The sequence below is a fragment of the Pseudalkalibacillus decolorationis genome (assembly GCF_024609785.1).
Classification (GTDB): domain Bacteria; phylum Bacillota; class Bacilli; order Bacillales; family Fictibacillaceae; genus Pseudalkalibacillus; species Pseudalkalibacillus decolorationis.
On sequence record NZ_JANHJQ010000014.1, the window covers coordinates 63,933 to 85,720 of the forward strand.

Genomic DNA, 21,788 nt, shown 5'->3' on the forward strand with positions numbered 1-21,788 from the left:
ATTATAAAATATACTGACTTAAATCTCGATTTTTTGCGATAGATCCTAGTTTTTCATCGACATATTCCGGAGTAATCTTTATCGTTTCCAGGTTTATATCGGGCGCTTCGAATGACAAATCTTCTAACAAGCGTTCGAGGATCGTGTGAAGTCTTCTTGCTCCAATGTTGTCGGTTTCCTCGTTCACTTCCGTTGCAATATTTGCAATTCTATAAATAGCATCGTCAGAAAATTCTATGTTTATACCTTCTGTTTTCAATAATGCCTTATATTGTTTCGTTAACGCATTGTCAGGTTCAATTAGTATTGAAACAAAATCCTCAACAGTAAGACTTGATAACTCGACACGGATTGGGAAACGCCCTTGTAGCTCCGGTATGAGATCAGAAGGTTTAGCGGTATGGAAAGCCCCTGCAGCTACAAAGAGAATATGGTCTGTTTTTACAGAACCGTACTTCGTTACAACTGTGGATCCCTCTACAATTGGAAGGATGTCCCGTTGCACTCCTTCTCTTGATACATCGGCTGACTGACTTCCTTTTCCAGCAATTTTATCAATCTCATCTATAAAAATCATACCCGTTTGCTCCGCTTTTGTAACAGCTTCTTGACTTACCTCATCCATATCGATTAATTTCTGAGCTTCTTCTAGGGTGAGTACCTTACGCGCATCTTCCACAGTTAACTTTCTTTTTTTCTTTTTCTTTGGCATTAGGTTTCCGAGCATATCTTGCATATTCATTCCCATTTGCTCGAGACCTGCTCCTTGAAACATATCCATCATGTTTTGTTGTTGCTCTTCAACTTCGACAGTAACATATCGATCTTCGAGCTCTCCTAATGCAAGCTGATGTTCGATCTGCTTACGTTTTGTACTGATTTGATCTTCCTCAGTTTGAGTATTGTCGGTAGCCTCTGTTTGTTGTTGATTGCCAAATAACATTTCTAAAGGATTTTTATAATTAGATTGCTGAGTTTTCTTTGAAGGTACTAGCAATTTAACTAATCGTTTATTAGCGTTTTGTTCTGCACGCTCCTTCACTTGCCCCATCTTTTCTTCTTTTACAAGGCGAATAGAGGTTTCAACTAAATCCCGAACCATCGATTCAACATCACGACCAACGTAACCAACTTCAGTGAATTTAGTTGCTTCCACCTTAATAAACGGAGCTCCAACGACCTTTGCCAGTCTTCTTGCTATTTCAGTCTTACCCACTCCAGTCGGACCGATCATTAATATGTTTTTTGGAACAACTTCATCGCGCATCGCTTCATCAATCAAGCCTCTGCGATAACGATTACGGAGGGCAATCGCAACCGCCTTTTTTGCATTTTTTTGCCCCACAATATATTGATCAAGTCGTTCAACAATTTCTCTTGGTGTAAGTTTCGTGTTCATATGTTAAACTCCCCCGTTCTCATGTTAATTGTTCTACAATAATTTGATCATTCGTATATACACAAATATCAGCGGCAATTTCAAGTGCGTTTTTGGCGATATCAGCAGCAGAAAGATGTTCACCATACCGCTTCAATGCTCTGCCAGCAGCTAGTGCGTAATTTCCACCAGATCCAATTGATAGAAGTCCATCATCAGGCTCAATGACTTCACCTGTACCTGAAACTAACAACAGAGTTTCCTTGTTCATAACGATCAGCATAGCTTCGAGCTTTCGTAACATTTTATCACCACGCCACTCTTTTGCAAGTTCCACTGCAGCCCGTTGCAGATTTCCATTGTATTCATCAAGCTTTGCCTCAAACTTTTCGAAAAGCGTGAAGGCATCTGCTACAGAACCCGCAAAACCTGCTAATACTTGGCCATTATATAGCTTTCGTACTTTCTTAGCAGTATGTTTCATCACCACAGCATTTCCAAACGTTACCTGTCCGTCTCCAGCCATGGCATAGCCATCATTATGGTGAACAGCAAAGATTGTCGTTGCATGAAATGAATTCAATGTCCTTACCTCCTTCTGCATCCCGCTACGCTCGTGGATGATACGTTTTGTAAAGATGCTGTAACCGATCTTTTGTAACATGCGTATACACCTGTGTTGCAGACAGATCGGAGTGACCTAATAATTCCTGGACTGACCTTAAATCAGCTCCTTCATTTAATAAATGCGTAGCGAATGTATGTCTAAGCATGTGTGGCGTTAGATGCATCGTTAACGACGTTTTCTTAATCATCTTCTGTAAAACTGTACGTACTCCATGAGTGGTTATGGGTTCACCTCGGTAATTAACAAATACTTTGTCATGCTGTTGTCCTTTCATCAAAGTAGGTCGCCCATTTGCAAAATAACGCTCCAATGCTTCGATAGCAAAGCTGCCTATTGGAACATATCTCTCTTTACGGCCCTTTCCTTTGACCAAAATCGTTTCGATTCCCAGATCAATGTCCTTCATAGTAAGACCACAACACTCACTTACTCGTATACCTGTACCGTAAAGCAATTCGAGTAGTGTATGATTTCTTTGTCCAAGGGGTTTAGACAAATCAGAAACTGTAAACAACTCTTCAAGTTCTTTTTGATAAAAGAATTTGGGGAGACGCTGGGTTCTCTTTGGTAGAGAAGCCATTGAAAAAGGATTCTCCCGTACGCGGTCCTCACGCAACAAAAAGCGATATAAACTTCGTATAGATGAAACCTTCCTTGCCACACTTCTCCTTGCATATTTCTTCTCATGAAGAACGGTAAGGTAGTGCCGTACGTGAACATAAGAAACAGCAGCAAACTGGTCTAACCCCTGCTGCTTCAAAAAAATTACAAAATCATTGATGTCATTTTGATAATTAATGATTGTGTGTTGTGAGCAATTCTTTTCAATCTGTAAATATTCGATAAAAAGATGTAAGTCTTCATTCATTTGAGATCATCTGCCTATTGTCTGAATAGTGTAACAATTACCATAAAGACCCCTAAATCGTAACACAATTTAGAGGCCTTGACAATATCCATTCACAATATATTCACAATTTTGTTATAAAATTCTGAATTGTTCCTAGTGCTCTTGAAGCAATCGCTTCATATCGTTCTTTTTTGTTTTTGATTCTGTTTTCAAGTGGTGGAAATAACCCAAAATTAGCATTAATCGGCTGAAAATTATCCGGATTAGCTGTGGTGATGTACTCAGCCATACTTCCAAGGGCTGTTTCTGTAGGAAATATAACCGGTTCATCTCCTCGTATCATCCTTGCAGCATTAATTCCTGCGATTAATCCAGATGCGGCGCTTTCAACATACCCTTCCACACCTGTCATTTGTCCAGCAAAAAACAGATCGCTACGCTCTTTATACTGATACGTTGGCTTTAACAATCTTGGTGAATTGATAAACGTATTTCTATGCATAACACCATATCGGACGATTTCAGCATTTTCTAATCCGGGAATTAAACGAATAATATCCTTTTGTGGCCCCCATTTTAAATGGGTTTGAAATCCGACAATGTTGTATAATGTTCCAGACTTGTTGTCTTGTCTAAGCTGAACAACTGCAAAGGGGCGTCTGTCAGTCTTAGGATCTTCCAAACCGACAGGCTTCATCGGTCCAAACAGCATCGTTTTCTTTCCTCTTTTCGCCATTACTTCAATCGGCATACATCCTTCAAAGAAAATTTCCTTCTCAAATTCCTTCAAAGGGACGGTTTCAGCAGAAATAAGAGCCTCATAAAAACGATCAAACTCATCCTCAGTCATTGGACAATTCAGATAAGCAGCCTCTCCTTTATCGTAACGAGATTTTAAGTATACCTTATCCCGATCGATGCTGTCGACTTCTAAGATCGGTGCTGCAGCATCATAAAAGTATAAATAATCCTCACCGGTTAATGCCTGCAATGCATTTGAAAGATCCTTAGAAGTAAGAGGACCCGTCGCAATGATCGTGGGTCCTTCTGGAATTTCCTTTATTTCTTCTTCATGAACAGTCACATTCGGATTTCCTTTAACCTGTTCCGTTACCCTTGCAGCAAACTCATGTCGGTCAACAGCAAGTGCACCACCAGCCGGAACAGAACAGTCATCCGCACTTTGAATAATGACTGATTCTAGCTTTCTCATTTCTTCTTTTAGAACCCCGACAGCGTTTGTTAAAGCGTTGGAGCGAAGTGAATTGCTACAAACGAGCTCAGCAAACTTATCTGTGTGGTGAGCTGGTGTTTGTGTCTTCGGCCTCATTTCATAAAGATGTACGTGGATGCCTTGTTTGGCAAGTTGCCATGCAGCCTCGCTTCCGGCGAGGCCTGCACCTATTACATTTACTGATTGTAAATTCAAAATTTCATCACCCTAATTTTGTTTCTCTTTATAATCACAGTTTGTACATTGTACAGTTGTAGCTTTCTTGGATTTCTTTTCAACAAGTAAATGATTACATTTCGGACAAGGACGACTTATTGGCTTATCCCAGGAAACAAAATCACAGTTTGGATAGCGGTTGCAACCATAGAAGATTCGTCGTTTTTTACTTTTTCGTTCAACGATACTGCCTTCTTTACATTTCGGGCACTGTACGCCAATTTCTTTAACAATGGGTTTTGTGTTTCGGCAATCTGGAAAGTTAGAGCATGCCATAAATTTACCATAGCGTCCCATTTTATAAACCATCCCACTACCGCATTTTTCACAATCTTCGCCAGCAGGTTCATCCTGTATTTCTACTTCTTTCATTTCTTCTTCTGCGATCTTTAATTTTTTCTCAAAGCTCTGATAAAACTCATCAATAATTTTCTCCCATTCAGCTGTTCCCTCCTCAATATGGTCGAGGCTGGTTTCCATGTCTGCTGTAAACTCAACATTAATGACCTCTGGGAAAAACTCCAGAATTAATTCAAGAACAATTTCTCCTAATTCTGTCGGAACAAACTTTCGGGCATCCAAAGCAACATAACCGCGCTTTTGTATCGTATCAAGTGTAGGAGCATAGGTTGATGGTCTACCTATTCCAAGCTCCTCCATTGTTTTTACCAGTCTAGCTTCTGTATATCTAGGAGGAGGCTGTGTAAAGTGTTGAGACGGTTCAATTTTTTCTGTCTTAACATTTGAGCCTTCCTCTAAATCAGGTAAGACCCGATCTTCCTCACCCTTGTTATCATCCGTTCCTTCTACATAGACCTTCATAAACCCAGGAAATTTAACTTTAGATCCATTTGCGCGGAATCGAACCCCATTATTATCAAGATTTACAGTCATTGTATCCATCACAGCTGGTGCCATTTGACTTGCTAGGAATCTTTCCCAAATTAACTTGTACAATCTGGCTTGATCGCGACTCAAAAATTGTTTCATTATTTTCGGATCCCGTAATGTCGATGTTGGACGAACTGCTTCGTGGGCATCCTGTGAATTGTTCGATTTCTTGCCTTTTGCTCTAGGATTAGTATATTGTTTCCCAAAACTGTTTTCGATGTATTCCTTCGCTTCGGTTTGTGCTACTTCAGAAATACGGGTTGAATCGGTTCTCATATACGTAATCAAACCGACAGTTCCTTCTTTACCGATCTCAATTCCTTCGTATAGCTGCTGGGCAAGCATCATCGTTTTTTTCGCTCGAAAGTTCAATTTCCGTGCAGCTTCTTGTTGGAGTGACGAGGTTGTAAACGCTGCAGATGGATTTCGTTTTCTTTCTTTCTTCCGGACAGAGGTAACTTCAAACTTGTCCCCTTGAATATGTTTTAATACCTCTTTCACATCTTCTTCTTGTTTTAAATCAACTTTTTCTCCATTTAATTCGAAAAAGGAAGCTTCAAATTCTTCTCCACTTTTATTAAATACGGCTTTAATCTTCCAGTATTCCTCAGGTGTAAAGCTTTGAATTTCCTTCTCTCTCTCAACAATCATCCTTAAAGCGACCGATTGAACACGCCCGGCACTTAACCCTTTTTTTACTTTTTTCCAAAGTAAGGGGCTGATGTTATAACCAACAAGTCGATCTAACACACGTCTTGCCTGCTGAGCATCTACAAGATCCATATTGATCGCCCTTGGTCGTTTGAATGAATCTTTAATTGCCTGCTTCGTTATTTCGTTAAATACTACTCGACAGTCTGACTGTTCATCTATGTCAAGGCTATGTGCTAAATGCCATGCGATTGCTTCCCCTTCACGGTCGGGGTCAGCTGCAAGATATATTTTCTTAACCTTTTTTGCAGCAGCTTTCAAATCTTTAAGAACAGGACCTTTTCCTCGAATTGTAATATATTTAGGTTCATAATGTTTGGTAACATCTACGCCCATCTGACTTCTGGGCAAATCACGAACATGTCCCATCGAAGCTCTTACGATATATTTCTTACCAAGATACTTCTCAATCGTCTTTGCTTTAGCGGGAGATTCTACTATTACTAAATAATCAGCCATTTGTCTATCTGTCTCCCCCTTTTCTGTAATTTAAATCTTCCCTATTATTAAATATTGTATGTCCATTTGTCAAACATAAGATAAAGAAAACTTGGTAAAGCCGAGTCTTTGGCGAAGGCTGAGCCCTAGTTGCGCTTATACTTGGGACGTAAACTTTTCCTCAACGTCGATTTTCCATCTTGTTGAAAAGTTATATTTTCCTAACGTATAAAGAAAACTTGGCAAAGTCGAGCCTTTGGTGAAGGCTGAGCCCTAGTTGCACTTATACTATAGAAAGTATTTTATACTTTCTATACATGTGAAATATTTGATAGTTCTTCTATTATATCCTCTACATTTGTTGTTAATTTTGCTCCTTGTTGGATCAATCGATGCGTCCCAGCAGCACGGGGTTCCAGGATCGAACCTGGAACTGCAAACACCTCTCTTCCTTGTTGCAGTGCTTGGTCTCCAGTAATCAATGAGCCGCTTTTTTCTCGTGCTTCAATAATTATGGTGCCTCTTGAAAGACCGCTTATAATCCTATTCCTCATTGGAAATTGCCATTTAGCCGGCTTCGTTTCAGGAGGATATTCGGATAGGAGTATATGGTTTTCTCCAATTAATGAAGCAATCGAAGCATGCTCCCTTGGGTAGATATGATCAAATCCATTCCCTAACACAGCGATTGTTTTTCCACCACAGGCAAGGGTCAATTGGTGTGCGTTAATATCTATACCATACGCGAGCCCACTGACAATCATCCACCCCCGGTATACAAGAGGCTCAATAATTTTTTTGAGACTCTTAAGACCGTTACTGGATGGGTCTCTAGTGCCTACAACACTTAAACTCTTAGTATTCTGCAAGAGATCCAATTGTCCTTTTATATACAAGACGAAAGGTGGATCATAAATCTCTCTGAGACTTTCAGGATATTGCTCATCAAATATTGTGACCAAATGGATGTTTTGTTGTTTGTATGTATCCGATTTCTTTCGAGAGAGTTTGATATTTTCCTCGTCTCGGATTTCTTTAAGAATTTCGGGGGTTAGTTGGTAGCATTGTTGCAGTTCAACAGTTGATCGTGTGAAAATACATTCGAGTGTACGATCTTCGGCAACCATTTTAGTAAGAGTTTTTCTTCCTATACCGCGACATTGAGACAGATAAACGAGACGATCCTTCGGTTGATAGAACAACAATGATTCCCCCTACATTCTTATTAAATTTTAGTAAGAAAAGCGGAAGCGCCCTGTTTAGGTGTGACAAGCGCTGGAGATTCTGTAACACAACACGTCCTTTGTGTTTGTGAAAGAATTGAAGCGACCTCGAACACCTGGGCGCTGGAGCTAGACGTAACATCTATGCAAAAAAACTTTCTTACCTTTAAAGAAAAGGGGACTGACCCCGATGATCGGATCTTAGGTACTTCCTATAAACAACCAAATGTTAGTTAGGAAAGTATCTAGACCTCTCTGAGTCAGTCCCTAGAAGATTAGGATTTATGTGTTTTACATTGATCTAACAAATTGTTTTCTTTTAGAACAGAAATGAGTGTTTCACCCATCACAGATGGAGTCTCTGCTACTTTAATACCACATGCATTCATCGTTTTAATCTTTTCAGCGGCAGTGCCTTTTCCGCCGGAAATGATTGCACCAGCATGTCCCATACGCTTTCCAGGAGGTGCTGTTTGTCCTCCGATGAATCCAACAACTGGTTTCGTCATGTTAGCTTTGACCCATTCAGCGGCTTCTTCTTCAGCTGTTCCGCCAATCTCGCCAATCATAATGACCGCATATGTGTCTTCATCTTCATTAAACGCCTTAAGTACATCAATAAAGTCTGTCCCATTTACTGGGTCTCCACCGATTCCAACCGCTGTAGATTGTCCGATTCCTTCTTGAGAGAGCTGATGAACAGCTTCATATGTTAGCGTTCCCGAACGCGAAACGACGCCAACGTGACCTTTTGTATGGATGTAACCAGGCATTATACCAATTTTACATTCTTCTGGTGTAATTACACCTGGGCAGTTTGGCCCGACTAGACGTGTTTTCTTACCTTCCATATACCTTTTTACTTTAACCATATCGATAACAGGAATATGTTCTGTAATACAGATGGCCATGTCCATGTCAGCATCTACTGCTTCCATGATCGCATCAGCAGCAAATGGTGCAGGAACATAAATAACCGATGCATTTGCGCCTGTTTGTTCGACTGCTTCTTTTACCGTATTAAATACAGGAACTCCTTCGACTTCTGTTCCACCTTTACCCGGAGTGACTCCTCCGACTATCTTTGTCCCGTACTCTAGCATTTGCTTCGTATGGAAAAGGGCAGTGGAACCTGTAATCCCCTGTACGATTACCTTTGTATCTTTATTAATAAATACGCTCATCGTGATTTCCCCACCTTCCTACTTAACTAGTGATACAATTTTTTCTGCACCGTCAGCCATAGATTCTGCTGCGGTTATATTCAATCCAGATTCATTCAATAGTTTCTTACCTTGTTCAACGTTCGTACCTTCTAAGCGAACAACAAGTGGTAATTCAAGTCCGATCTGTTTTGTTGCTTCAATAACACCTTCAGCAATAATATCGCATTTCATAATGCCACCGAAAATGTTTACAAAAATACCTTTAACGTTTTGATCAGATAAGATAATCTTAAATGCTTCGGTTACTTTCTCAGCTGTTGCACCGCCCCCAACGTCGAGAAAGTTCGCGGGATCGCCGCCATAATGTTTGATAATATCCATTGTTGCCATCGCAAGTCCTGCACCGTTAACCATACACCCAATATTACCCTCAAGAGAAATATAGCTAAGGTCATATTTCGATGCTTCGATTTCTTTTGCATCTTCTTCATCCAGATCCCGATATTCTATAATATCTTTATGACGATATAGCGCATTGGAATCAAAATTCAACTTGGCGTCAAGTGCCATTACGCTACCATCACCCGTTACAACAAGTGGATTGATTTCAGCGATTGAGCAATCCTTTTCAACAAAAGCAGTATATAAGCTCATCATGAACTTAACGGCTTTGTTTACAAGTTCTTTCGGGATATTGATGCTGAACGCAAGACGACGTGCCTGATATGGACTAAGACCTACAACAGGATCGATGACTTCCTTGAAAATCTTTTCTGGAGTCTTTTCTGCTACCTCTTCAATTTCTGTACCGCCCTCTTCAGACGCCATCATTACAATTCGAGAAGTTGCACGGTCCAAAACAAGACCTACATAATATTCTTTTTGAATATCACAGCCTTCTTCGATGAGTAAGCGCTTTACTTCTTTCCCTTCCGGACCTGTTTGATGGGTAACTAGTGTTTTGCCTAAAATCTCTTCTGCATATGTACGTACTTCATCAAGATTTTTAGCAACTTTAACACCGCCAGCTTTTCCTCGTCCACCAGCGTGTATTTGAGCTTTTACTACACTGACTTTTGTTCCGAGTCTTTGTGCAGCAGCAACAGCATCATCGACAGAATATGCAACCTGTCCATTTGGAACTGCTACTCCGTACTTTCTCAAGATTTCTTTTCCTTGATACTCGTGGATATTCATTCTCCATCCTCCTATCGTGTATCTAATCTATACAACACCGTATTAATTGTATAAATAAACAGGCATAATGTCTACCATTACACATGATTTCTATCATTTTCCGTTTTAATATGTCAAAAAAGCGCCGATTCAGGCGCTTTTTTGAGAAGGTAAGACACGTATAAAATTGAATTCCAACGCTTGAGCGCTTCCACTATTTCTAATTTTATGTTCAAAAGAAGAACTATAACCTTAACAATCATCTTTCTTTTCTTTATCAACAAGCTTTTTCGTTATTGACTCGCTTTCGGCAGCAGGTCGATAAATTCCAAATTCATGAGCAAACTCTTCGCGAAATTGTTGAACGACTTGATCACATCCTGGAACTAGGAATGGATGCTGTTTCATCAAACTTCACCTCACTCTTTTTTCTTTAGTATGCGATATATGTTTCTTTTTACGCATTGTCCCTGAGAAAATTATCGTTTTGTTGAACGAATGGATTGATCAAGTTTATATATAAAAGCGCAGACTTCGATTTAGTCCCATTCTTATATCGTCAGACTGTCTCGGATTGTCTGATATGTTCGGACACTGGAGCAAACGATCTTCGATGAACAGGTGTAACCCCGTGGATTCGTATCGCGTTGAGATGCTCACGGGTACCGTACCCTGCATTGGTTGCAAATGAATATTGAGGATACTTTTCGCCTAGTTCAATCATCATCTTATCCCTTATAACCTTTGCAACAATAGAAGCCGCAGCAATTGAATTGCTAACAGCATCTCCTTTAATCAATTTTTTTTGTTCGACATGGATCGGGAGGGTCATTGCATCGATTAACAAATAATCTGGTTGTAATGGCAAATTATTTACTGCGAGGACCATCGCATGCTTACTCGCTTCATAAATGTTAATCTGATCAATTTCATTCGAAGAAATTGTACCTACTCCGACTGCAATAGCCTCGTCCACTATCCGATCGTATAGTAACTGCCTTTTTGTTGAGGACAGCACTTTAGAATCATTCAACCCTAGAATAGGCTTATTTCGATCAAGAATTACTGCACACGCAACGACAGGACCTGCTAACGGGCCTCTACCAACCTCATCAACACCCGCCACTTTTATAAAGCCATCTGAATAACATTCCCTTTCGTATTTGAACATTTTTATGTATTGATCCTGAAGCTGATGTTCTTGCTGTCTTTGCTTATTCCATTGTGCCCAAAGCTTTTGTACACCTTTCCGAGTATCCATTTTTATACTGTCTAATACGGACTGTGCTAATGGACGACTGTTTTTCTGTAAAAGTTCACGAATTTCTTGGATCGTTTTCTGTTTCATTTACAAATACTCCTTCACTTCCCCTAACGTCAAAAATGGATCCTGTATCAAATAAACTTGGCCAGGATCCACAGCGTAAATATAACTTTAACCTTCCTTAACGTAAAATAAAGGTAATACGGAATTACTCTTGGTAATCCGATGGATGCTCAAACGTGAGGGGCCCAAGTTTCTCAGACCGGATTTCCCGTAATATGATTTCAGCAGCTTTATCGTAATCTACTTCGCCACCTCGTAAGAGACATCCCCGCTTTTTCCCAATTTCATCAAATATTTCGATTGGAGGAACAGAAAGGTCATCAAGATGATACCTCTCTGATAAGCGTTCAGGGTATACCTTTATTAAATATCGTATCGCAAATAACGCAATATCACTAAAATCAAGAATGTCGTCTTTAATTGCACCTGTTACTGCTAATCGATATCCCGTTGTTTGATCCTCAAACTTTGGCCACAGTATTCCTGGTGTATCAAGCAATTCAAGCTCTTTTCCAACTTTGATCCATTGTTGTTTTTGGGTGATGCCAGGCTTATCCCCGGTTTTCGCAATTTTCTTTTTGGCAAGTCGATTGATCAAGGTTGATTTACCCACATTCGGAATACCAAGAATTAAGGCACGAATCGCTCGAGGTTTAATACCCTTTTCTATCATTTTATTCCGTTTATCTTTCATAAGCTCTTTTGCATAACTACTAATTTTCTCCAGACCTTGACCTGTTTTAGAGTTCACGGTTAAAGTCATTAGTCCTTGATTGGCAAAAAAATTTTCCCATTCCTTCGTAATGAATGGATCAGCCATGTCTGCTTTATTCAAGAGAACGAGCCTCGGCTTTTGTCCAACAATCTGATCAATCATAGGATTCCTTGAAGATAACGGTAATCGTGCATCTACTAGTTCAAAAACGACATCAATCATTTTCAACTTCTCTGTCATCTCACGTCTAGCTTTTGCCATATGTCCGGGAAACCATTGTATTTGCATCCTTTTCACCTACTCTAAGACGTTAAAATGGGCAACAGGCCAAAAGATCAAGTTCGCTTCCCCGATCACTTCTTCTAAAGGAACAGGACCTATGTTACGACTATCTTTACTATGTTGCCGATTATCCCCCATCACAAATACGTGTCCATCTGGAACAGTCGTATTATTGATGACTTCAGATAAGTCAAAATTGTACGTTAGATTTCCTTCAGATAATATCTGTTTAAATTCCTTTAAATATGGTTCAGGAACTTTCTTCCCATTTACAAATAATTGATCATCCTTATATTCAATTTTATCACCAGGTAAACCAATTATACGTTTAATATAATCTTTGCCTTCTGGAGCATGAAACACGATGACATCAAAGCGTTCAGGCTCGCCCACTGTGTAACTGAGCTTGTTAACGATCATCCGGTCTTGATGATGCAAGGTTGGCATCATTGATTCACCATCAACAACGATCGGTGCAAACATAAAGTAACGAATACCTGCAGCTATAATCAATGCAATAAATAATGCTTTTAACCATTCCCAGGATTCACCCTTTTTCTTTGCCATTTCCCCACCCCATTTAATATCTTTATTAAGTTCCAATTATTGTTTTAAAAAAAGAACCTTTCTCAATATGTATGAGTACTATTAATCTCTTTATGTCTGAAAATGTGTGTAAAAAAGGAGCTTGTCACCAAGCTCCTTTCTAATGAGTCTATCTTCGAATTTCTTTAATTCGAGCTGCTTTTCCACGAAGTGCACGTAGGTAGTAAAGCTTCGCACGACGTACCTTACCACGGCGGACAACATCAATCTTAGCGATTTTAGGAGAGTGTACTGGGAAAGCACGTTCAACTCCAACTCCGTAAGAAATTTTACGAACTGTAAATGTTTCGCTGATACCAGATCCGCGGCGCTTGATAACGACACCTTCGAATACCTGGATACGTTCACGTGTTCCTTCCACGACTTTAACATCAACCCGAACAGTATCTCCTGCACGGAAATTTGGAAGATCATTCTTCAATTGCTCTTTTGTAATGTCTTTAAGAAGTTGTTGCATCGGTATTCCTCCTTCCATACAAATGCTCTTGTCAATGCTTTTGCATCATTGCAGCGGAACATTGGAATTAACGGGCATAAGCCACAAAGATTATCTTAGCATAAACCATGGTTTGACGCAATAAAAGAATCCATTTAAGATTATTGATTTTCTTTATTTTCTTGCATTAAACGTACTTCTTCAGATAGTAGATCTGGGCGACGTTCAATCGTTCTATTCAAAGACTTTTCTTCACGCCATTTTTGAATTTTCGCATGATCACCAGACAATAAAACATCAGGCACTTTTAATCCTCTGAAATCTGCAGGACGTGTGTAATGGGGGTGTTCGAGGAGTCCTGACGAAAACGAGTCTCGTTCTGGTGATTCAGCATTCCCGAGAACTCCTGGGAGTAACCTCGTAACACTGTCCACTACTACCATTGCAGCTAGTTCTCCACCTGTAAGAACATAATCTCCGATCGAAATCTCATCAGTAGCAAGGTGCTCTCTTATTCGTTCATCATATCCTTCGTAATGACCACATACGAGAATGAGATGCTCTTCCTTGGAAAGTTGCTCTGCTTTTCCTTGAGTCAACGGTTCTCCCTGAGGACACATTAATACGATTCTTGGTGCATTTGTGTCTCCTTTTAGAGATTCTACTGCATCAAAAATCGGTTGGGGTGTAAGGACCATTCCAGCTCCACCGCCATACGGATAGTCATCCACCTTTTTATGTTTATTTTCAGTGAACTCCCGAAAATCTGTCACCCTGTATTGAACAGCGTTCTTTTCCTGTGCCTTTCTCAAAATGGAACTGTTTAGCACACCCTCAAACATCTCTGGAAATAGTGATAAAATATCAATCTTCATTCCAATAACCCTTCCATTAATTCAATCCAGACCTTCTTTTCAGCAATATCAACTTTCTTTACAACTTGTTCGATGTATGGAATCAAGAACTCCTTTTTTCTCTCTTCACTATTGACTACCCATACATCGTTTGCACCTGGTGATAATATGTCTTTAATTGTGCCTATTTTCTTTTCATCCATCGTGTAAACGTGACATCCAATAATTTCATAGTAATAGAATTCGCCCTCTGGAAGTTTCGAAAGCATTTCCTTTGAAACCTTCAACAGACCACCTTTATAAGCTTCAACATCGTTAATATATGGATGATCCTCGAATGCTATCAAGTCAAACTGCTTATGCTTCCGATGAGATCGAATTGTCAATTCCATGGATCCTTCGTGTTCCGGTTGAAATAAATAGATTTTCTTACCCACCTCATACCTTTCCTCAGGAAAATCAGAACGTGTAATGACTCGAACTTCGCCCTTAATCCCATGTGTATTTACAATTTTTCCAACATTAAACCATTCGCTCATTGATGTTCCTCCGATATTCTTATTGTTTCTATTATAGTGATGAACATGTAACTAATCTATACAGCTTTAAGCTTGCTTTAACGAAAGAAAAGGCAGGGTTACCCCCACCTCTAAACAATCTCTAAATTTATCTTTTTCTTTTCGTTTGTACCAGCAGCATTGATCACAGTTCGAATAGACTTAGCAATCCGTCCTTGTTTCCCGATCACTTTGCCCATGTCATCACCATGAACCTTAAGCTGATACGTGATTGAATGGTTGTTTTCTACTTTCTCAATGTGCACTTCATCTGGATGGTCGACAAGAGCTTTAACGATTGTTCCGATTAACTCTTCCATCTTTTAGTCACACCCTATACTATTTTTGGTTTTTGGCGTTATGAAGCTTTTCCATTAGACCAGCGGTAGAAAATAGGTTGCGTACAGTATCAGAAGGCTTAGCACCTTTCATCATCCAATCAAGTGCTTTCTCTTCGTCGATTTTTACATCTACTGGTTCTGTTACTGGGTTGTAGTAACCAATTTCCTCAATGAAACGTCCATCACGAGGTGAACGGGAATCTGCTACTACTAAACGGTAAAATGGAGACCTCTTTGATCCCATACGCTTTAAACGAATTTTAACTGCCATATCTATAATTCCTCCTAATATATTCTTTATATTTTAATTTATTTTCACGGTTAAGTATACCGGTGAAATCCTTTAACACGTTAGGAAATATAACTTTTCAACGGGAAGCTAACCCGACTTTACATGAATGGAAGCTTCATTCCACCCTTTTTCTTTCCTTTGGACATATTGGTCATTTGTTTCATCATTTTCTTCATGTCCTCAAATTGCTTTAAGAGTCGATTGACCTCTTGAATCGATCGGCCGCTGCCTTTTGCAATCCGCCTCTTTCTACTCGCATTGATGATGTCTGGTTCAATCTTCTCTTTTTTCGTCATCGACTGGATGATCGCTTCGACATAATTGAGTTGCTTTTCATCAACCTTTACATTTTTCAGTTGTTTCATCTGTCCTGATCCCGGAAGCATACCTAATAATTCATCCAATGGACCCATGCTGCGAACCTGTGTGAGCTGTTCTAAGAAATCATCAAATGTAAAGCTCATTGTCCGCATTTTCTGCTCGAGCTCTTTGGCTTTTTTCTCATCAACATTGGTCTGCGCTTTTTCAATGAGAGAAAGAACATCTCCCATACCGAGAATTCTTGATGACATTCGTTCAGGATGAAAAGGTTCTAATGCATCGAGTTTTTCACCCATACCGACAAATTTAATCGGCGTATCCGTCACAGACTTAATCGATAATGCTGCACCACCGCGTGTATCTCCATCAAGCTTTGTCAACACTACACCAGTAAGACCTAACTGATCATGAAAACTTTGTGCAACATTAACAGCATCTTGACCCGTCATTGCATCGACGACTATTAGGATTTCATCCGGATTTACAGCTTCCTTAATGTTCGAAAGCTCATCCATCAGTCCTTCGTCTACATGTAATCGTCCAGCGGTATCCACGATCACATAATCGTGATGCTCCTCTTTTGCTTTTTCAATTCCTTTTTTCGCAATCTCAACCGGACTTGTATCTGTTCCCATTTCAAAGACTGACATTCCAAGTTGTTTACCCAACGTTTGTAGTTGGTTGATTGCGGCAGGACGATAAATATCCGCTGCTACGAGTAATGGAGTTCGGTTGTGCTTTTTTCTTAAAAAGTTGGCAAGCTTTCCTGTCGTAGTCGTCTTACCTGCACCTTGTAAACCAACCATCATGATAACGGTTGGTGGTCGATTTGCAACAGCGAGTTTGCTCTGTTGTCCGCCCATAAGCGCGGTAAGTTCCTCGTTGACGACCTTAACGACTTGTTGACCTGGTGTAAGACTTTCTATAACTTCTTGCCCGATTGCTCGTTCTTTTACCTTTGCAACGAACTGCTTGACAACTTTAAAGTTAACGTCCGCTTCCAGTAATGCCAGCCGAACCTCTCGCATCATTTCTTTAACGTCCGCTTCAGTTACTTTCCCCTTACCTCGGACTTTTTGAAGCGTTTGTTGAAGTCGGTCGGCTAATCCTTCAAATGCCATACTAATGCCGCCTCCTAATCCAATTTCTCAACCTGATCAATTAAGCTGAGAAGCTGTTCCTTATCGGAATGCTTCTGCACATGCTGCCGCAGATCGGCGAAGAGTTGATTACGCTGCTGGTATTTCATGAGAAGCTCAAGCTTTTCTTCATATTCTTCAAGCATTGAACCCGTTCTCTTAATATTATCGTATACGGCCTGACGGCTAACTTCATATTGTTCGGCAATCTCTCCAAGGGAAAGGTCATCTAGATAATAAAGTTCCATGTAATTCCGTTGTTTAGGAGTTAATAATGCATGGTAGAAATCGAATAAATAGTTCATTCGCGTTGCTTTCTCGAGCATCATCTAATCACCCCTTGTTAAGCGAAATGCCTTTACGTTAAATCATACTACACGCCCTGTTATTCTTTGTCAAGTTTTTTTCTTTACTCTTCTTCTTCTGCTTTAATCATATCGGCAAATAACCCATAGACGAATTGATCAGGGTCAAACCTATAAAGGTCTTCTACTTTTTCGCCGAGCCCCACGAGCTTGACAGGTATATCAAGCTCGTGACGGATTGCAAGAACAATTCCCCCTTTAGCGGTACCATCCAGCTTCGTTAACACAATTCCGGTTACATCCGTCGTCTGACTAAATGTCTTTGCCTGGTTCATTGCATTTTGTCCAGTTGTCGCATCTACTACTAGCAAAACTTCATGAGGGGCACCAGGGATTTCTCTACTAATGACTCGTTTAATCTTTTCAAGTTCGTTCATTAAATTAACTTTATTTTGTAATCGACCAGCTGTATCACATAATAATACATCCACACCTTTTGATTGAGCCGATTTCACCGCATCAAAAACAACCGCCGCGGGATCAGATCCTTCGCTATGCTTCACGACATCTACCCCGACACGTTCACCCCAAACTTCTAATTGATCAATCGCACCGGCACGGAACGTATCACCTGCAGCAAGCATTACCTTTTTTCCTTCTGATTTTAGTTTATGGGCAAGTTTTCCAATTGACGTGGTTTTTCCGACTCCATTTACACCAACAAAAAGGATAACAGAAAGCTCGTTGTCCTTAAGATTGATATTCGAGTCTTCATCTTCTTTGTGGAGCAGCTCTGCAAGCTTCTCAGAAATAACAGATTGAAGATCGACCGTCTCCTTTATATTCCTAATTCTTGCTTCATCCTTCAATTCATCAATCAAATCCATAACAGTTGCGACCCCGACATCTGCTTCAATTAGAATTTCTTCTAGTTCCTCAAAAAACTCCTCATCCACTTTTCGATACCGACTGACAAGTGTATTCACTTTACTAGAAAAAGATGTTCGTGTTTTCGTTAACCCATCTTTAAACTTTTCTGTGACGGTATCACTTTGTGTCGTCATTTTGTTCTTTAACTTTTTAAAAAAACTCATATTAATTCCTCCTGCTCACTTAAGTTGAAACGAGTTCTTTCGTTTCTTCTAATTTAACAGACACCAGATTCGACACACCTGATTCCTGCATAGTCACACCATACAATACGTCCGCTTCTTCCATTGTACCTTTACGATGCGTCACAACGATAAATTGTGTTTGTTTACTATATGCTCTTAAGAATTTTGCAAAACGACTTACATTTGCTTCATCAAGAGCCGCTTCCACTTCGTCAAGTATACAGAAAGGTACCGGACGAACCTTTAATATCCCGAATAATAATGCAATCGCAGTAAGTGCCCGTTCTCCCCCTGAAAGCAGTGCAAGATGTTGCAATTTCTTTCCGGGAGGTTGCGCAAGAATATCAACACCTGTATTTAATAAATCCTTAGGGTCAGTTAATTGTAGATCTGCTCGTCCACCACCAAACAACTCTTTAAAAATGGTCTGGAAGTGATCCCTAATTTCACAAAACGATTCACTGAAGCGTCGGATCATTTCTTCGTCCATTTCTCGGATAAGACCATACAATGTTTCCTTCGCAGCATTTAAATCATCTCGTTGATCAACTAAAAAGTTGTATCTCTCTGAAACTCGTTCATATTCATCAATTGCCCCAAGGTTTACTGTTCCAAGTTCCTCAATAGCTCGTTTTATCAGCCTTACTTTGGTTCGAGCCTCTTCTGCTTGCATCGTCAATGAATATTTTTCCTTAGCTCGTTCAAATGTAAGCTGATATTCTTCACGGAGATGGTCAAGACGATTTTCAAGCTCTACATCCAATCGATTCAAACGCACTTCTTCATGGTGTATTGCATCAGTCATCTGCATATGTTGACGTGTAATTTCTTTCAAATCAAGGTCATGATCCTCGATGGTTTTCTGACGCTCAGATCGCTCCTTACGTCGTTGATTTATCAACCTTAATGTTGCATCCTTATCTTTTCTCATTCCAATAATTGTTTCATCTAGTGATTCTTCATCTGTAGCACTCGTATTAACAGCTTCCTCCAGTAACCAGAATTCCTCTTCAGATTCTTCCATGGTTGTAACTGTCTCTTTTAATTCCACCCTTAATCGCTTAACTGTTTCATTTAAATTTGAATACTGTTGTTCGGATTGTGCAAAATCAACCTTAAGTCCAGTGATTTCTTCGATTAATTCTTCTTTTGTTGTTTGTTGATTTTTCTTTTGACTACTTAAACGTTCAACCTGTTCTTCAAGTTCTTTGGCTGTTCCTTTTGAATGTTTTAAGTTTTCTTTTAAAGAGGCAAGTCGTTTTTCTGTCGATGATCTCTCGGAATCGTATGTGCCTTTTTCGCGATCGTAAAGGGAGAGGTGTTCATTAATGTTCTTTTCTTCAAGTTCAATCTCTCGGAATTCACCCTTAAGCTGCTGCTCTTCTAATCGGACCTTTTCACCAAGTTCCCGCAGCTGTTCGAGCTGTCCCTTTTTGAGGTTGAGCGATTCCTTTCCTTCCCTCACTTCTTTTTCAAGCTTAGTTGTTTGTACTTCCATCGTTTGTAGTTTCTCTGTCAATGATTCAAGCTCACGTTGACGAGATAATATGGAAGTACTCTTTTGTTTCACACTACCACCTGTCATTGATCCGCCTGGGTTCACTACATCTCCATCAAGTGTAACGATTCGGTAACGATGATTTAGTATACGGGCTAACTCATTAGCACCTTCTAAATCCTTAGATATTACAACGTTTCCGAGAAGGTTCTCCATCACCCTTTGATGTTTTTCATTAAAATTTAATAGGCTCGATGCCACACCAATGAAAGAAGCATGTTGACTAACCCGTTGTACGTCTTGAAGTGATAGCTTCCTGCTTTTTAATACGGACATCGGAAGAAACGTTGCTCTCCCTAACTTTCTCTGTTTTAGGAAAGTAATTGCAGACCTTGCATGTTGTTCTGTCTGTACGACGATGTTTTGGGTCGCTGCCCCAAGAGCGGTTTCTATCGCGGTTTCATGCTCCTTTTTAACGGAAATCAACTCAGCCACAGCACCTTCAACCCCGTCTAGTTTGTTCCCGCGTTCTTTTAGAACCTCTCTTACCCCTTGATAAAATCCACTGTAATCCTCTTGCATTTCCTCAAGCATTTCCTTCTTCGAACGGAACTGCTGAATATATTGGTAGGCTTGATATAGTTTCGATTCTTGATCAGTGTATGTTTTTTCATCATTATCAATTTCCTTTTTTACTATCATAAAAGAATTGACTTGTTTTTCAAGCGACTGTTGTACCTCTTTAAGTTTCTCCGCTAAACTTGCTTTCCGTAAGGTAATTTGTTTACGCAAATCAACATATTGTTCATTCCGAGTATCGAGACGGCTTGATTTATCCGATTGTTGCTCAAGTTGTTCTGTGAGATAGCGTAGTTCGTTTTTAATCGAGGCTTGTTCATTTAAACGATCAAAGTATTCACTCTTCAAATGCTCTAGCTCTTCTTCTATGTTCTTATCAATCAGCTCCAATTCACCTTCTTTTACCTTAAGCTGACCTTGAGTGCCTTCCATTTTCTTTTTGCGTTTCTTTAATAAGTCCGTCTCTTGTTCAAGATTGTCTTCGAGCTTTCGTTTCTTTTCCTTTTGCTTGTGAATCCGTTCTGTAAGCTGTTCTTTATTTTGGTGGTAATTCTTTTTACGCTCACGCATTACATCCCGTTTGCCCTCATATTTCTCGAGTTCTTCACTAACAGTAAGTAAGGCATCTTGGAGCTCTTCGATCGATTCATCTAATGCTGCTAGTTCATCTCTAAGCTTTGTTATTATAGCTTCTCTAGAGTTCAGATTATTTTGCAGCTTTAGCTCGTCCTCTTTTAAACGGCTTAATTCATCTGATTTTGTTTTCCAATCACTATGTAATTCTTCAATTTCATGAACAAGTAAAGCTGACTCAATTACTTCCAGTTCTGATTTTTTATCAAGATAATCTCGAGCAATGGAAGCCTGGATTTTGAGTGGTTCCACTTGATCTTCAAGCTCAAATAAGATATCTTCCACTCGATTTAAGTTTTCTTCTGTTTCTTTAAGTTTTTGTTCTGCCTTGACCTTCCTTGTTTTGTATTTCAAGACCCCAGCAGCTTCCTCGAAAATTCTTCTTCTGTCTTCGGGTTTACTGCTTAAAATCTCTTCCACTTTTCCCTGACCAATAATTGAAAAGGCTTCCCTACCAAGACCAGAGTCCATAAAGAGATCGATAATATCTTTTAGTCGGCATTGTTGTTTATTTATTAAATATTCACTATCCCCTGAACGATAGACCCTCCGGGAAATGCTAATTTCATTGTATTCTATCGGTATATGTTGATCTTCATTATCTAAAGTTAACGTGACCTCCGCAACATTCAGCGGTTTTCGCGTATCACTCCCAGCAAAAATGATATCCTCCATCTTTGATCCTCTTAGTGACTTGGCTGATTGCTCGCCAAGCACCCAGCGTACAGCATCTGAGATATTACTTTTCCCGCTGCCATTCGGACCAACTACTGCTGTAACACCCGGAACAAATTCAATTCCGATCCGCTCAGCAAACGACTTAAATCCTACAACATCTAAACGTTTGAGGAACATTCTGAATCCCCCTTCACTAGTT

General features: G+C 39.8%; 21 protein-coding genes. All 21 read right to left on the reverse strand.

Annotation, left to right across the window (positions count from 1 at the left end; genetic code table 11):
- Nucleotide 1 precedes the first annotated feature (1 nt).
- The gene (gene hslU / locus NON16_RS14560; protein ID WP_257350093.1) at nucleotides 2-1,399 is read right to left on the reverse strand and encodes an ATP-dependent protease ATPase subunit HslU; all 1,398 of its coding nucleotides are present in this window, start codon (nucleotides 1,397-1,399) and stop codon (nucleotides 2-4) included.
- 19 nt (nucleotides 1,400-1,418) lie between these two features.
- Nucleotides 1,419-1,961 carry an ATP-dependent protease subunit HslV gene (gene hslV, locus NON16_RS14565; protein ID WP_257350095.1) on the reverse strand — a complete coding sequence of 181 codons (543 nt, stop codon included), beginning with the start codon at nucleotides 1,959-1,961 and terminating at the stop codon, nucleotides 1,419-1,421.
- 25 nt (nucleotides 1,962-1,986) lie between these two features.
- Nucleotides 1,987-2,874, reverse strand: a complete 888-nt coding sequence (gene xerC, locus NON16_RS14570) for a tyrosine recombinase XerC (RefSeq protein WP_257350098.1) — start codon at nucleotides 2,872-2,874, stop codon at nucleotides 1,987-1,989.
- A gap of 103 nt (nucleotides 2,875-2,977) precedes the next feature.
- Nucleotides 2,978-4,285 (reverse strand): FADH(2)-oxidizing methylenetetrahydrofolate--tRNA-(uracil(54)-C(5))-methyltransferase TrmFO, encoded by a 1,308-nt coding sequence (gene trmFO, locus NON16_RS14575; protein WP_257350100.1) that lies wholly within the window; start codon nucleotides 4,283-4,285, stop codon nucleotides 2,978-2,980.
- 12 nt (nucleotides 4,286-4,297) lie between these two features.
- Entirely contained in the window at nucleotides 4,298-6,367 is a 2,070-nt protein-coding gene (gene topA, locus NON16_RS14580; RefSeq protein ID WP_257350102.1) for a type I DNA topoisomerase, read from the reverse strand.
- Between the two features lie 290 nt (nucleotides 6,368-6,657).
- Nucleotides 6,658-7,548, reverse strand: a complete 891-nt coding sequence (dprA, locus tag NON16_RS14585; protein WP_257350104.1) for a DNA-processing protein DprA — start codon at nucleotides 7,546-7,548, stop codon at nucleotides 6,658-6,660.
- Nucleotides 7,549-7,844: 296 nt separating this feature from the next.
- Nucleotides 7,845-8,753 (reverse strand): succinate--CoA ligase subunit alpha, encoded by a 909-nt coding sequence (gene sucD, locus NON16_RS14590; protein ID WP_257350106.1) that lies wholly within the window; start codon nucleotides 8,751-8,753, stop codon nucleotides 7,845-7,847.
- 18 nt (nucleotides 8,754-8,771) lie between these two features.
- Nucleotides 8,772-9,932, reverse strand: a complete 1,161-nt coding sequence (sucC, locus tag NON16_RS14595) for an ADP-forming succinate--CoA ligase subunit beta (RefSeq protein ID WP_257350108.1) — start codon at nucleotides 9,930-9,932, stop codon at nucleotides 8,772-8,774.
- Nucleotides 9,933-10,163: 231 nt separating this feature from the next.
- Nucleotides 10,164-10,319, reverse strand: coding sequence for an alpha/beta-type small acid-soluble spore protein (locus NON16_RS14600; RefSeq protein ID WP_257350109.1), 156 nt, complete (start codon nucleotides 10,317-10,319; stop codon nucleotides 10,164-10,166).
- 151 nt (nucleotides 10,320-10,470) lie between these two features.
- On the reverse strand, nucleotides 10,471-11,259 hold the full coding sequence (locus tag NON16_RS14605) for a ribonuclease HII (protein ID WP_257350111.1): 789 nt from the start codon (nucleotides 11,257-11,259) through the stop codon (nucleotides 10,471-10,473).
- Between the two features lie 124 nt (nucleotides 11,260-11,383).
- Nucleotides 11,384-12,241 (reverse strand): ribosome biogenesis GTPase YlqF, encoded by an 858-nt coding sequence (gene ylqF, locus NON16_RS14610; RefSeq protein ID WP_257350112.1) that lies wholly within the window; start codon nucleotides 12,239-12,241, stop codon nucleotides 11,384-11,386.
- A gap of 9 nt (nucleotides 12,242-12,250) precedes the next feature.
- Nucleotides 12,251-12,802 (reverse strand): signal peptidase I, encoded by a 552-nt coding sequence (gene lepB / locus NON16_RS14615; RefSeq protein ID WP_257350115.1) that lies wholly within the window; start codon nucleotides 12,800-12,802, stop codon nucleotides 12,251-12,253.
- 148 nt (nucleotides 12,803-12,950) lie between these two features.
- On the reverse strand, nucleotides 12,951-13,298 hold the full coding sequence (gene rplS / locus NON16_RS14620; protein ID WP_257350116.1) for a 50S ribosomal protein L19: 348 nt from the start codon (nucleotides 13,296-13,298) through the stop codon (nucleotides 12,951-12,953).
- Between the two features lie 140 nt (nucleotides 13,299-13,438).
- The gene (trmD, locus tag NON16_RS14625) at nucleotides 13,439-14,152 is read right to left on the reverse strand and encodes a tRNA (guanosine(37)-N1)-methyltransferase TrmD (protein WP_257350117.1); all 714 of its coding nucleotides are present in this window, start codon (nucleotides 14,150-14,152) and stop codon (nucleotides 13,439-13,441) included.
- On the reverse strand, nucleotides 14,149-14,670 hold the full coding sequence (gene rimM, locus NON16_RS14630; protein WP_257350118.1) for a ribosome maturation factor RimM: 522 nt from the start codon (nucleotides 14,668-14,670) through the stop codon (nucleotides 14,149-14,151). The genes trmD and rimM overlap by 4 nt, the downstream gene beginning before the upstream one ends.
- 110 nt (nucleotides 14,671-14,780) lie before the next feature.
- Complete coding sequence (locus tag NON16_RS14635; protein WP_257350119.1) at nucleotides 14,781-15,008, reverse strand: KH domain-containing protein; 228 nt, start codon at nucleotides 15,006-15,008, stop codon at nucleotides 14,781-14,783.
- A 19-nt stretch (nucleotides 15,009-15,027) separates the two neighbouring features.
- Nucleotides 15,028-15,300 carry a 30S ribosomal protein S16 gene (gene rpsP / locus NON16_RS14640; protein WP_257350120.1) on the reverse strand — a complete coding sequence of 91 codons (273 nt, stop codon included), beginning with the start codon at nucleotides 15,298-15,300 and terminating at the stop codon, nucleotides 15,028-15,030.
- Nucleotides 15,301-15,419: 119 nt separating this feature from the next.
- Nucleotides 15,420-16,763, reverse strand: a complete 1,344-nt coding sequence (ffh, locus tag NON16_RS14645) for a signal recognition particle protein (RefSeq protein WP_257350121.1) — start codon at nucleotides 16,761-16,763, stop codon at nucleotides 15,420-15,422.
- A gap of 14 nt (nucleotides 16,764-16,777) precedes the next feature.
- Nucleotides 16,778-17,110 (reverse strand): putative DNA-binding protein, encoded by a 333-nt coding sequence (locus NON16_RS14650; protein WP_372508816.1) that lies wholly within the window; start codon nucleotides 17,108-17,110, stop codon nucleotides 16,778-16,780.
- An 80-nt stretch (nucleotides 17,111-17,190) separates the two neighbouring features.
- Complete coding sequence (gene ftsY, locus NON16_RS14655) at nucleotides 17,191-18,180, reverse strand: signal recognition particle-docking protein FtsY (RefSeq protein WP_257350122.1); 990 nt, start codon at nucleotides 18,178-18,180, stop codon at nucleotides 17,191-17,193.
- A gap of 19 nt (nucleotides 18,181-18,199) precedes the next feature.
- Nucleotides 18,200-21,766 carry a chromosome segregation protein SMC gene (smc, locus tag NON16_RS14660; protein ID WP_257350123.1) on the reverse strand — a complete coding sequence of 1,189 codons (3,567 nt, stop codon included), beginning with the start codon at nucleotides 21,764-21,766 and terminating at the stop codon, nucleotides 18,200-18,202.
- Nucleotides 21,767-21,788: the final 22 nt, after the last annotated feature.